At 61.5% G+C, this 12,811-nt stretch carries 10 protein-coding genes and 2 pseudogenes; 6 read left to right on the top strand and 6 right to left on the bottom strand.

What is annotated here, in order from left to right:
* Positions 1 to 345: 345 nt before the first annotated feature.
* Positions 346 to 1,413 (top strand): helix-turn-helix domain-containing protein, encoded by a 1,068-nt coding sequence (locus ACTAQI_RS00480; protein ID WP_457948780.1) that lies wholly within the window; start codon positions 346 to 348, stop codon positions 1,411 to 1,413.
* A gap of 912 nt (positions 1,414 to 2,325) precedes the next feature.
* Here the strand turns inward: ACTAQI_RS00480 and ACTAQI_RS00485 are convergent.
* Complete coding sequence (locus ACTAQI_RS00485; protein WP_457948781.1) at positions 2,326 to 3,756, bottom strand: hypothetical protein; 1,431 nt, start codon at positions 3,754 to 3,756, stop codon at positions 2,326 to 2,328.
* 728 nt (positions 3,757 to 4,484) lie between these two features.
* On the opposite strand from ACTAQI_RS00485, the gene ACTAQI_RS00490 reads away from it, so the two are divergent.
* The gene (locus tag ACTAQI_RS00490) at positions 4,485 to 5,135 is read left to right on the top strand and encodes a hypothetical protein (RefSeq protein WP_457948783.1); all 651 of its coding nucleotides are present in this window, start codon (positions 4,485 to 4,487) and stop codon (positions 5,133 to 5,135) included.
* 11 nt (positions 5,136 to 5,146) lie between these two features.
* On the opposite strand, the gene ACTAQI_RS00495 is transcribed toward ACTAQI_RS00490, so the two are convergent.
* The 4 genes and pseudogenes from ACTAQI_RS00495 to ACTAQI_RS00510 all read right to left on the bottom strand — a co-directional run bounded on the left by ACTAQI_RS00495 (position 5,147) and on the right by ACTAQI_RS00510 (position 7,218).
* Positions 5,147 to 5,374, bottom strand: coding sequence for a hypothetical protein (locus ACTAQI_RS00495; protein ID WP_457950956.1), 228 nt, complete (start codon positions 5,372 to 5,374; stop codon positions 5,147 to 5,149).
* Entirely contained in the window at positions 5,332 to 5,538 is a 207-nt protein-coding gene (locus ACTAQI_RS00500) for a hypothetical protein (protein ID WP_457951133.1), read from the bottom strand. Before ACTAQI_RS00500 ends, ACTAQI_RS00495 begins: the two co-directional genes overlap by 43 nt.
* 296 nt (positions 5,539 to 5,834) lie before the next feature.
* Complete coding sequence (locus tag ACTAQI_RS00505; protein WP_457948784.1) at positions 5,835 to 6,353, bottom strand: GNAT family N-acetyltransferase; 519 nt, start codon at positions 6,351 to 6,353, stop codon at positions 5,835 to 5,837.
* A pseudogene (locus ACTAQI_RS00510) lies at positions 6,350 to 7,218 on the bottom strand (ribokinase). Before ACTAQI_RS00510 ends, ACTAQI_RS00505 begins: the two are co-directional and overlap by 4 nt.
* A gap of 162 nt (positions 7,219 to 7,380) precedes the next feature.
* On the opposite strand from ACTAQI_RS00510, the pseudogene ACTAQI_RS00515 reads away from it, so the two are divergent.
* Positions 7,381 to 7,829: pseudogene (locus ACTAQI_RS00515) on the top strand (MFS transporter); the annotation flags it as partial.
* 434 nt (positions 7,830 to 8,263) lie between these two features.
* On the opposite strand, the gene ACTAQI_RS00520 reads toward ACTAQI_RS00515, so the two are convergent.
* Positions 8,264 to 9,331 carry a LacI family DNA-binding transcriptional regulator gene (locus ACTAQI_RS00520; RefSeq protein ID WP_457948786.1) on the bottom strand — a complete coding sequence of 356 codons (1,068 nt, stop codon included), beginning with the start codon at positions 9,329 to 9,331 and terminating at the stop codon, positions 8,264 to 8,266.
* 220 nt (positions 9,332 to 9,551) lie between these two features.
* Between ACTAQI_RS00520 and ACTAQI_RS00525 the strand changes: the two genes are divergently transcribed.
* The 3 genes from ACTAQI_RS00525 to ACTAQI_RS00535 are packed head-to-tail and all read left to right on the top strand — an operon-like array spanning position 9,552 to position 12,809.
* The gene (locus tag ACTAQI_RS00525; protein WP_457948787.1) at positions 9,552 to 10,034 is read left to right on the top strand and encodes a hypothetical protein; all 483 of its coding nucleotides are present in this window, start codon (positions 9,552 to 9,554) and stop codon (positions 10,032 to 10,034) included.
* A gap of 51 nt (positions 10,035 to 10,085) precedes the next feature.
* Positions 10,086 to 11,246, top strand: coding sequence for a substrate-binding domain-containing protein (locus tag ACTAQI_RS00530; RefSeq protein WP_366367964.1), 1,161 nt, complete (start codon positions 10,086 to 10,088; stop codon positions 11,244 to 11,246).
* 54 nt (positions 11,247 to 11,300) lie between these two features.
* On the top strand, positions 11,301 to 12,809 hold the full coding sequence (locus tag ACTAQI_RS00535; protein ID WP_457948788.1) for a sugar ABC transporter ATP-binding protein: 1,509 nt from the start codon (positions 11,301 to 11,303) through the stop codon (positions 12,807 to 12,809).
* Positions 12,810 to 12,811: the final 2 nt, after the last annotated feature.

Genomic DNA, 12,811 nt, shown 5'->3' on the forward strand with positions numbered 1-12,811 from the left:
GCTGGGGCCACACGGCGCAGAATGGTGTCTCGCTGTTTCCGCAACGGGTGTACCTGCCCCGCAGGTACACTGGACGAATGGTTAGGAGGACTGGGTCGATGAACCGCGTTTATGGCATTCGTTGCTGCCCGGGCACAATGGCCGATCGGCGAATTCTGCTGCTTGTCTTGACCGATGCGCTGAAGGCATTTGGGTGCCAATCAAAAGTGACAATCCGGCCACGCTGAGAGAGAGCTGTGATCCGTCCACCGTACGGGCGCGTTTTGGGTTGTCCTTCTGCATCGACGGGCAAGACGACTGCAAGGATTCTGGAACTAGTTGAGGACCGGCTTAGAGGATTTTGTGATGAATGCTGTGTCGGCTGAGGTTGTTCCAGCTGGCGAATACCTTGCCAAAGAGCTGGATGAGAGGGCCTGGACACAGGCAGAGTTCGCTGAGATTTTGGGGCGCCCTGCGCAATTCGTCTCAGAGATCATTTCTGGCAAGAAGGAAATTACGCGTGAGTCGGCCGCGCAAATCGGCGCAGCCTTGGGCACTCCTCCCGAAATGTGGCTGAATCTCCAAGACAGCTACCTGCTCAAGACCCAGCTACAAAATAAGAAGACTCAGAGCGAGCTGCACGACGTGCGGCTACGAGCCCGGCTGATGGAACTCGCGCCTGTGTCCGTTCTTCGTAAACGTGGCATTGTTACGGAAGCGTCTCCGCAAGGACAGGCCGAGCAGCTTCTAAAGCTCTTTCGACTCAAGTCAATCAATGACACGCCACAACTGCCTGTCATTGCTCATCCCGCAAAACGTGATGAGAGCGTAAGTCCCGCACAGATGACCTGGCTCGCATGTGTGCGGCAAAGGGCTGAGGACATGAAGGCTTCCGCATTCACACTCGATGGTTTACGGGAACTCGCGGAAACGCTCAGCAGAAAAGTCAATTCTCCCCCTTCATTCGCCCAGCTGCCGAAAATGTTCGCTGCAGTTGGCGTACGCCTCACCTTTGTTGAGGATTTTCCATACAGCAAGGTCGACGGGGCGTCCTTTGTACTCCAGGGATCACCAGTAATTGGCATATCTGGTCGTGGACAGAGACTCGACAAAGTGCTTTTTTCACTCTTGCACGAGGTTGCTCATGTCACTCTGGGTCATGTCGACGACTACTTGATTATTGATGTCGAAGGTCGGCGCGGGGCCGCAGAAGAGGAATCTGCAAACGATTTGGCTGCAAGATGGATTTTGCCGCAGGTTCCCTCTCATATGCCAGAACGCGTTACTGAGAGATGGGTGGCTGCCGTCGCTAGAGATCAAGGCGTGCATCCTATTGTTGTGGTCGGTCGCCTCCAAGACCTTGGACTGCTCAGCTGGCGCAGCACGCTGACCAAGGGTGCCCCGTCGGTTACAGAGTTCCTGCAGTCGTGGTAGTTCAAGGGAACGGGGGCCGGCAGGTTGCCTCTCTCGTCCTCGCCGACGCCTAGCTTGCGTAATCGGCTTGCATCCCGGCAGCTGTTTCCGAAAGACCCATCAGTTCTCCGAATCTAGGCTTTTCCTGGCCTTTGCAGCCATCGCGTAAAGGCGAACGCTATCCGTTGGGAACCAGTCGAATCCGGCGTTCTGCATGTCGACCCATCCGCGGTCTAAGGCTCGACAAGTATGTCTTCTATGCCTTCTGTTGGAGTGCCCGAGCTCAGCCCACGTAACCGTCCTCGGCCTGTGATCCCAGCTCGTGTGTAATAAATATGGCTGGTGGAGACGGCCGTACCCAATTGTCGACACGGGAAGTGTGTAGGAGTGGAAGTCGAGGTAATGGTGAGGAGGCTATCAATCCGGGCATCGACTTCCGGGCCGTCCGCAAGAATCCCCGCCGAGATGGTGCCGAAGGCGTCAGCCACCTTGCCCTCCAAAACACGGACCTAAACGGCGGTGAAAGTGCTAGTGCACCCTTAGGGCTGTGGCGGACGGCAGGACCTCAGGGGAGCGGCTGCCGTTCGCCGGCGCCTACCGGGACGACGGCGAAACGTAGTCCCGCGGTCGTCGTTGCAAACGTCGCTGCTGGCCGGCAACGGGATCAAGGCACGCTTCTGGAAACCCGAGAACCAGAGCCGGTCTTTTGTAGGCTCCTCGTCCCAAAGAGATGAGCGACCCAGCTCGCCTTCACATGGACTCGGATTGGCGAGGCGGGACCGGGTTGATTACAACGGCCGCATCTTACGTCGATGCTGAACAGCCCTGTGTCACTTTATGTAGTAGAACCGCGCGCAAGCTTCGATAGCGACGGTTCTCGTCTGGGATATGTTGTACTCCGCTTCACCAACATTCGTGTTAAGGGCATTCATCCTACGTTGGAGAATCCTCGACTCCATCAACGGGAACGGCGGGGTCCGACGCCTGCGCGGCGGCGGTGACGGGTATTGCCATTTTGGCCGCGTGCGAGGACCTAACCCAGTTATCGGCGGGGAGCTCGTAGGATTTGAAGCCAAACGAGTGATTGAGGAAGCTATCCAGCCTAGCGTCGACTTCTGGGCCTCCTGCGAGAATTTCCGATGCGATTGTCGAGAAGGCGTTAGCAACTTCCGGGTCCAAGACTCGGACCTGATCGCAAATCTCGCGGGCAGCCAATCTGGTTACAACCTCCAACGCGTTTCTCCGTGCCGTATGAGGTGCGGTCTCCGGGGTTGCGTCTGGATTTAGCAGCTTCAAGAGCTCGAAGGCAGGACCCCATTTAACATCAGGTCGGAAGTGAGAGAACTCGCCGAGAGCACGGTTAAGGGCGGAGAGGCGCCCCCAGCCAGCCCGGGCCAGCCATCGCGAAGGATTGCTCAATAATTCGAGATCGGAGCCATACTTGGGTTTAAGTCTCCAAACCCTGAGGCGGGCGCTCTGCTCCAAGACGACGCGTACAGTGGCCATGGACCTTAAGTCGTCCTCAAGCCACAGCCAATACGAACCTCTAAGAGCGTCTGCTATGGTCGTGGCCGCCGCCCGTGCTGGCGAGCCATCGGGTAGCCAGGACGCTAGTTTAGCGGCCATTTCGCTGACCAAAACGGGCGGAAGCTCACTGCCGGATAAATCGTTTTGCGTCAGTGGGCCGACGATTTGCGATTCTGCATCGAAAGCAAGCGATGCATGCTGCAGACTGCGCGCTCTGTAATGCGCAAAGCACAGGAGCATCATTTCGGCATCATTGTAGAGGCGGCCGGCTGGACGTGCACCATTATGCACCGCCTCATACTTGGCAGCTTCCACAGCGACTTTATCCGCGCCGCCCTCTTGAATGAGGAGCAAGTTTGCAGGCCATAGTGATTCACTTAGAGGAGTTAAAGCGACTAACGGCACGTGTGGGCGCATCCGTACGAAGGTGGCGTCATCGTGCTTCCCTTGTTCCTGCAACAGCGTGGATATGCAGATAGTGAGTTGATCGACAGATAAAAGGAGTGCGTCTGTGACTAGATGCACCGCCGCTATGGCATCTTCGGAAAGGTCTGCATATCCTTCATTCGCCCACGATATGGCTGCTATATGTTGCTCTCCGTGAATAACACGGTTCAGGCCCCGCATGACTAGTCTGGGGTTCACCTCCTCCCCGCAAACCTCAACGGTGTCGCCAGAAGCTATTTCCAGACCGAGGAAGTTCAGTGGATGAAGGAGCCAAACGCGATGGGTGTACTCCTCCATCGACTCACCAACGCGTTTTTCTGTCTTCAGATTGTGCGCGCGGTTCTCCGTCCACCTTTCCAATTGGCCACGGGCGATGACGGCAGCTGTCACTATTTGACCCGCCAGTAAGAGACGCACGGATTGTTGGATGCTATCCAATCCCCAACGGAGGTGCTCATTCCAATCACCGGAGTGATCCGAGGGGTGGCTCGTTAGGTCAAGTCCGCTCTTACGGAGCCCTGCATAAAGAAAAGTCATGTGCCGGAGCGGTCGCCAGCAGACCGCAAGGTATCTGTGCGGGAGCCGACCGCACGAGATCATGCGTACATTGTGGTTAGCAAGTAGGCGCTGTCGAATCCAAGCACTCCCGTCGATAGCAGCCGCTGCGGAGAACTCTGGAAGCGTTTGTCCAAGCTGCAATCCACGCTGCTGCAACCACAGGCCGCCAGCCTTTCGGCGCCGTGACTCCGGCGACCTGGGCCTGCCTGCCACTTTCTGTTCGCGACGTTCTCGACTCCGACGTCCCATTAGATTCCCCCAAAGATGTGATTGGATAAAAAGATCTTACTCAGCTGTGTCCCGTAAATGGCGACTGGGACCAGATTCAAGGGGAACGGCGGCTAGTGGATGTCATGTTCTTTTTCAAAAGCATTGCAGAGCTGCAGCAGGACCGATGCAGGATCAACCAGTCCTCGGCGTTGTTGCAGCTCGCCTCAGCACCGTTAAGTCAGAATATTCATGCCAGATATGTGCACACTGCTGAGGCACAGCTTTGGCCTGATTGAATTCCTGGACTCGTCCGGATAAATACCACTAGCGTTCAGCGCAATTCATTCAAGATGAAGCGATTGACCCGGAAGAGTGGTAGCCGGCAGCAGGCTCTGCCGTTCGGCATGCTGCTCGCCTCGATGCAGGAAAAGCCCTTCCCTTCTGTTAGATATGTACTCATGCCTCCATCTGATATCACCGTCCACCTTGTCAGCGACACCCCTAGCTGGCTCACCCCTGCGATCGCCGCTGGCGCTGCCATTTTGGCCGCATTCCTGACGTGGCTCGGCGCCCGTATCAATGACGAAGTCAAGCTAAAACGCGAGAAGCATGAACGGTGGGACTCCTTCATTGTTGAGGAAGCTGCAAAATTTCAGCGGGACTGCGAGATTTACCATAAGTTCCGACTCAATGGAAATAGTCCTGATGCTGCTGAAGACCTGTACATCGAGGTCACTGCCGGATACAACCAGCTTCTGATTGTTTCAAGTAAGGAAGTCGCTCAGGCCACAATGCGGCTCTATGCCCTCGTGATTCAACACAGTGCGTGGGACTATGACAAGCACAGAATTATGCCTAACCACAACGCATGTCGTAACCAGCTAAATGACGCAATTAGGTCTGCCGTCGGAATTCGTGCCATTGACTGGAACCCGCTGACGGCTGACGAGTTGCTGGAACAGGCCAGTCCGAAAGGAAAAATAGACACCGTCTCGCATTAGCGCGCGGATCATCAGTTGACGTCAGTCACCTCGACCTGTAGCCCCGCGTCCCGGAATTTCTGAACCTTCTCCTCATCGGCGCCGTCGTCCGTTACCAGGGTCCACGGCAATGCCAACCGCGCCCAGGCGTGGAAGGGCCGGAGCCCGAGCTTGGACGAGTCCGCTAGGACGTAGACCTCCCGGCCGCGCCGGGCCATCAGCTCTTTGAGCCGGGTTTGGGCGTGGTCGGCTTCGCAGATGCCGTCCTCGGCGGTGACGGCGTCGGCGCCAGGAACACGCGTTCGGAGCTCATCTGCTCCAGCGCCGCCTCGGCCGGCGGCCCGACAAAACTCTGTGAAACGCTGCGCAGCCGGCCGCCCAGGCAGTCCACCTCGATGCCTTCGGAATCGGCCAGTTCCTGCATGGTGTTGATGCCCTGGCGTGGTCACGGAGAGCTTTTCGCGCCCGCGCAGTTCCCACGGTGGAGCCGGCGTCGAGCACGATGTTCTCGCCGGGCCGGATCACGGTGGCCGCCCAGGGGGCGATGGCGTGCTTCTGATCGAACATCCCACCAGGGTGTGGTGCCGCACCGGTTCCTCCGGTGCCCAGCAGGGCCACGGCACTGCGCTAGGTGCGGACCAGCCGCCCTGGCCGTCCAAGAGCGTAAGTCGCAGCGGATGGTGGAGGAGGTGGACTATCGGAAGGCAGGTATCGCCAGGCTCAGCGATCGACCTCCAGCCGGAACACCCACAGCAGCACGTCCTCGCCGGGCACGTACCAGTCCCGCTCCGGCGTCCGCCGGAAGCCCAACGACTTGTAAAGGCTGTGGGCGCGTTCCATGAATGTGGCGCTGGTGATGCTGATCGCCTCGATGCCGGGCAGGTGCGGGGCATGCGCCACAATCTCCTGCACCACGGCCCGGCCCACGCCGGCGCCCTGGTAGGCCGGGTCCACGACTAGCATCCGGAACTCCAGTTCGCCGTCCTGCACGATCTCGCTGTACGGCTGGCCGGCGAATGTCAGGGTCACCGCCGCGACCACCTTTCCGGCAGCCTCCGCCACCCAGACCTGCGCATGCTCGGCGCGGTGCTCCACGTCCTCGAGCACGCTCATGTAAGGATGGTCGGCGGCGAAGTGCCCGGCCCGCAGGTAGGCGTCGCGTGTGATGCGGCGGACCTCGGGAAAGTCCGCAGGCACTGCCCGCCGGAAGGTGACAGTCAGCGGCAGAGTGACAGTCATGAGGAGGCGCGCGATTCAGTGGCGACGCGCTCCACGTAGTGGCCCAGCTGTGCCAAATTCGGCCGCGAGGATGGGTCGCCCACCCCGTCGGCGCCCACTGCGTTGGCTGCGGCCAGGGCGGGGGTGTAGTCCAGGCCGCTGCGCAGCGCCAGGACCAGGGCGGCGCAGAACGCGTCGCCGGCGCCCACCGTGTTGGCCACCGCAACGGGCACGGAGGGCGCCTCGGCCACCTTCCGGCCGTGCTCGAACATCGCCGAGCCCTCGCTGCCGTACGTCACCGCCACGAGTTTGGCGGATGCCAAGGCAGGGATCAGGGCGTACTCGCTCTCGTTGACGATCACGAGGTCGCAGCGCTCCAGCAGCTCCGCCGGCAGGTCCATGGCCGGCGCCGCGTTCAGCACAAAGAACCCCCGCGCCTTCCGGGCGGCCTCCTCCACCACGGGCAGCCCGATCTCCAGCTGGCATAGCACCGCCTCCTCCGGGCCGAACTCCACCCCGTCCAGCGACAGGTGCGAGTTCGCTCCCGGGCACACCACAATCTGGTTCTCGCCCTCGCGGTCCACCACGATCAGCGCAGTCCCGGTCGACTCCGGCAGGACGGCCACATCAGACGTGTCCACGCCGGCAGCGGCCAGAGCTTCCAGCATCCGCTGCCCGGAGGCGTCCTTGCCGACAGCGCCCACCATGCGGGCACTGCACCCAAGCGTGCTGCAGCCGCGGCCTGGTTGGCGCCCTTTCCGCCTGGCCGCTCGGACAGCACCGCGCCGCCGATGGTCTCGCCCGCCGTCGGCAGTCGCTCGGTGGTGGCGATCAGGTCCAGGCCGATGCTGCCGACCACGGTGACAGCAGGAAGTGCATTGCTAATGGGAAGTCCGTCTCGCGGGGCTGGCAAAGCGGCCGGATGGAGAAAAAAGTTTAAACACATGGTTGTACTCGCGCATCGTACGTGGTCGGACAACAATCCGACCGTTACCCCGGGAAACGGTCCTCACTCCAAAACCTGCTCCAACAAAGGAGTTTGATGTGAACACCAACCCCTGCAGCAGCCGCGCCGCCCGCGGACGCAACTGCCGCCGTCGTACTCCCGGACGACGCCGCCAAACTCTCCGGCCGCCGCGCCGCCCCGCTGATCTTCTCGCTGCTGCTGGGCGTACTGTCCCCCAGCTCAACGCCAGCATGGTCACCCCGGCGCTGCCGCAGATCGCCGCCAGCTTCGGCAAGGGCGCCGCCGCCGCCCCCGTCCAGTCCCCGTTCTTCCTGGCCGGCGCGATCGCCGGGCCCGTGATCGGCCGGTGGAGCGACTTCATCGGCCGCCGCGCCGCGCTGCTGCTGGTCTTGGGCATCATGGGCGCCGGCACCGTCCTCTGCATCACCGCGCCCACGCTGGAACTGCTGGTCACCGGCCGGTTCCTGCAGGGCGTCTCCAGCGCCGTCTTCGCGCTCTCCTACACCGTCCTAACCTCGAGGGTCTGGCCGTGGCCGGCGAGGACCTCCTCGAACGGGCGGATGCGTTCGATGCCGATGTGGGGGAGCGTGTCTGAGACGAAGCGTCCGACGCCGCGCCGCGCCCTGATCAGCCCGTCCTCCTCGAGGAGCATGAGGGCTTCGCGGACCACGGTACGGCTGACTTTCATGTCGGCGCCGAGCTCGGTTTCGGTGGGGATCATGGAGCCGGGGGTGAGGAGGCCGTTGCGGATGGCCTAGGCGAGGAAAGAGTATACCGCCACGCGCAGCGGCGAGCCGGGCTGGGCGGCCACCGGCTGGGACAGGAACCGGGCGGCGTCCTGGTGCACGTTTAGCCTCGCTCTTTTCGTGGGTTGGTCCGGGGATTCCAGCCTTGAACACGTTGCACCTGTTTGTTGGACAACCGGCAGCGGGAGGCCTTCTCGCCGTCGCCCTTCCGGCGGTTTCTATTTCCGGGAGGTGGCCCGGCGGGTGCTGTCGCGGACAACAAGGGTGGGCGCGATGGGGGTGCGGTCCACGTCCCGGCCCTCCATTGCGCCAAGGAGCACCTCCATGCTCATGAGCGCCAAGGCGGTGAAGTCCTGGCGTACAGTAGTCAGGGGAGGCAGGAAGTAGTCTGAGCCTTCAATGTCGTCGAAACCGACCACACTCACATCCTCCGGCACCCGGATCCCGTTTTCGGCGAAGGCGCGTATCAGCCCGAGCGCGGTGTGGTCGCTGGCGGCGAAGATTGCCTGGGGTACCTTTTGGTCCCTGACGAGCTGGAGTGCGGTCTTGTAAGCCCACCCGGGGCTCCAGTCGCCTTCGAGGCACAGCCCTGGTGCCAGCCCGGCGTCGCGCAGCGCGGCCTCCCACCCGCGTTTGCGTACCCGGCCGTCGAACCACTCCATGGAGCCGGCGAAGTGGGCGATGTCGGTGTGGCCCAGGTCTATCAGGTGCTGGGTGGCCAGCCGTGCGCCCAGTTCCTGGTTTTCCGAATAGGTGAAGACGTTTGGGGTCGATGATGCTCCCGCCGCAATCATCTCCACGGGGATGCGGCAGGAAGCGTTCCATACGGCTGCTGCCATGTCCACCACCGGGGCGATGACGATGATTCCGCCAACGCCGGTGTCGTCCAGGGTGTCGAGGGCGGTCTGGACCGACTCCTCGTAGGGCCGTTCGACGCTAATGACGGTAGTGGCGTACCCCTTCTTGCGCGCAATGTTTTCGAGGGCCATGAGCGTCCCCACCGGGCCGAACCGCGGAGAGCCGTCCGACAGTATGCCGATGGACGTGGACCGGCTGGTGACCAGCGCCGTGGCTGCCCGGTTCCTGCGGTACCCGATGTCCTTGATCACCTGAAGAACCCGCTGCCGCGTTGCCGCACTCACGTCCGGCGCGTCATTGAGTACCCGCGAGACCGTGCCAAAGGAGACGCCTGCGATGCTGGCCACGTCGTTGATGGTGGGCTTCCGGCGCAGTGGTGCATCGGGCAGCCCCTCGGTCGCCTCGCGGGGAACAGCTCTGCCTGCCACACTCTCTCCTGTCTTGCACATCGCGAACGGAACCCCCTTGATCCCGTTTGGTTCCGTGCGTTTTGATCTTACGTCCGCCGGGATTTCCCCGTGCCCGAAACAGCTCTCAATGTGATGCTTGACACTCTTCTCCGTAAACGTTTACGATGGTCTCCGTAAACGTTTACGGTTTTCTCGTAATCGTTTACGGAGAAGATATTTCGATGAAGAAAGGCGCGGGATGACCAGCCGCATCGTGGACGAACTCGCGCTCGAACCGAACTCCGGGCTCCGGGATATCGACCAGAACCAGTGGGCGAATCTCGAAGCACTCCTGAGGGACACAGCGCCCGGCGATCTTGCACTCGCTGTCCGCACCTTTGTCCCTGCCGGCTCCTCGGCGGTCATCGGAATCTTTGATGAAAATCGTCTCTGGGCAAGCCTGGCGGTCTCCGTCGACAACTCGGGCAAACCCGCGTCAGTCTCCACCCTTCGAGGCCCGGCCGCGGAAGCGGGCGGCGACATGGCGAAGGCGGCCAACGAGGCAGTGAAGTGGGTTCAAGCCCACCACGGTCCGTGTTCCTTGGGCTTCTTCGTCTACAAAGTACATGCAGAGGCGCTGCTGAGAGCTTCAGACAAAGCCACTGCCATCCGCACAGCCTCGGCCTCCGGCGGGCTCGTCCTGTCCCCGGTCCCGCCGGCCCTGGCCATTGCCCTCGCCTGAATCCCAGGCATCCACCCCCACCCTCACCCTCACCCCAAGCACTGGAGAACAATGATGATCCGCAGGCTTCCGTTTGTGGCCCTTGCCGCAGTCCTGTCCCTTTCCGTCGCGTCCTGCAGCAGTTCGACCACCGGCACGTCCAATGCGCCCGACGCCGGTGTGTCCAGCAAGGCCCAGCAGGCCCTTGACCAGATCAAGGGACAGGTCCTGAGCAAGGGGCCCAACGGCGAGACGCCCTCCCCGGCGTCCGCGGCAGACCTCACTCCTGACGAGATTCAAAAGGTCAAGGCACTCAACGCCAAGGCAGCCATTGTGATGCATTACGGCGGCAACGACTGGGCCACCGCCCAGATCAACGGACTAAAATCCGAGTTCGAAAAGCTCGGTGTCAAGGTCATTGCCACCACTGATGCGAACTTCAAGCCGGACAAGCAGGTCTCGGACATCGAGACGGTCATGTCGCAGAACCCGAACATTATTGTCTCCATCCCCACGGATCCCGTAGCTACGGCCTCCGCCTACAAGAAAGCCGCGGCCGCCGGCACCAAGCTCGTCTTCATGGACAACATCCCCCAGGGACTGACGGCCGGCCAAGACTATGTCTCTGTGGTTTCCGCTGACAACTACGGCAATGGCGTCGTCTCCGCCCACCAAATGGCCAAAGCCCTCGGCGGCAAGGGGAAGATCGGGGTCGTCTTCCACCAGGCCGATTTCTTTGTGACCAAGCAGCGCTACCAGGGATTCAAGGAAACGATTACGAAGGAATACCCGGATATCAAGATCGTCGAGGAAAAGGGGATTGCCGGGCCGGACTTCGCCGGTGATGCCCAGGCTGCTGCGAACGCAATGCTCAGCAAGTACGCGGACCTGTCCGGGATCTGGGCGGTCTGGGACGTTCCTGCAGAAGGCGTCATGGCCGCAGCCAGGGCCGCGGGCCGGCCGGACCTGAAGATCGCCACGGAGGACCTCGGCAAGAACGTCGCGATTGCCCTGGCCAAAGACGAACTCGTCGTCGGCCTTGGAGCGCAGGTTCCGTTCGACCAGGGCGTCACGGAAGCACGGCTGGCCGCGGGGGCGCTCATCGGCAAGAAAGCGCCCGCTTATGTGGCTCTGAGTGCGCTTCCGGTTGACCACTCCAACGTCCTGGATGCCTGGAAGCAGGTCTACCACGAGGACGCCCCGAAGGACATCCAGGACTCCTACAAGAAGTAGCCAAAAACCGGCGGTGCGGGGGTCCCGTCCCCGCACCGCGCCGAAAGGGCAACGATGAATACCACAGACAATGTCGTCGAAATGCGCTCGATTTCCAAGAGCTTCAACGGCGTTCCCGTATTGAAGGATGTCAGTTTCGACGTCCGCAAGGGTGAAGTCCATGCGCTCGCAGGAGGAAACGGCGCAGGGAAGTCCACGCTCATGAAGATCCTCCAGGGCGTCTACCAGGCGGACGCCGGCGAGATCCTGATCGGAGGCAAGCCCACCGCCATCAACTCGATCCAGGACGCGAAGGCCGCCGGCATCGGCATGGTCTTCCAAGAGTTCAGCCTGGTACCGAGCCTGACCGTTGCGCAGAACATTTTCCTCGCCGCCGAACCGCTCGGCACCGGCGGGCTCATCGACGACCGTGCCTCGGTGCGCCGGGCCAGGGAAGTCTTCAGTGAGATGGAGGTCGACGTCGACCCGCGCGCCGGAGTCGCACGGCTCGGCACTGCTTACTGGCAGCTGACCGAGATCGCCAAGGCACTCGCGCAGAATGCCCAGGTGCTCATCATGGATGAGCCCACAGCCAGCCTTGCCCGGCATGAGTCCGAAGCGCTCTTCGAACTCATTGACCGCCTCAAACAGCGTGGCATCTCCATCATCTACATTTCCCACCGCATGGATGAGGTGTACCGGCTCGCGGACCGGATCACCATCCTCCGCGACGGCCACCATCTCCTCACCGCACCACTGACGGACGTCACTCCCGAACAGATCGTGGAAGGCATCGTCGGCAAGAAGATCGAGGGGCAGCTTTCCTATCGTGCGCGTGATCATGTGGCCTACGACGGGGCGCCGCTTCTGGAGGTCCGTGGGCTTAACGCGGGGCAGCGGGTGAGGGATGTTTCGTTCACGGTCCGGCCTGGCGAAATCCTCGGCCTGGCAGGGCTGATGGGCAGCGGACGAACCGAACTCGCCCGTGCTCTCTTTGGCATTGACAGGTTGGACAGCGGTGAAGTCTTCCTGCGGGGCAAAAAGGCCAACCTTAGCTCGCCGCAACAGGCTATCAACGCAGGAGTTGCCCTCATCCCGGAGGACCGCAGGGCCCAAGGCCTCGTCTTGGAGCACTCCGTCCAGGACAACCTGCTGCTTCCCCTCCTCGGCCAGATCCAGCGTGGACCCTTTCTGGACGGCGGAAAGGGTAAGGAATTGTCCGCATCACTGATCAAGAGGTTCGCAGTGAAGGTGGCCCACCCCCACCGCCCGGTGCGGCTGCTCTCGGGAGGAAACCAGCAGAAAGTGGTCATCGCCAAGTGGCTGGGCACCGATCCGGACATCCTGATCCTTGACGAGCCAACGGCGGGCGTCGACATCGGCACCAAAAGCGAAATTCTCGACATGATCCGGGAGCTTGCCAGTGCCGGCAAGGCCGTCATCGTCATCTCTTCCGAGTACCCCGAACTACTCGCGGTCAGCGACCGCGTCCTCGTCCTCAAGGACGGCTCCATCATCCGTGACATCCCCCGCAGCGAGATCGCTGACGAGGAATATCTCCAACTTGCAGTCCAGGGAGTCTGAAA

The organism is Pseudarthrobacter sp. alpha12b (genome assembly GCF_054130495.1).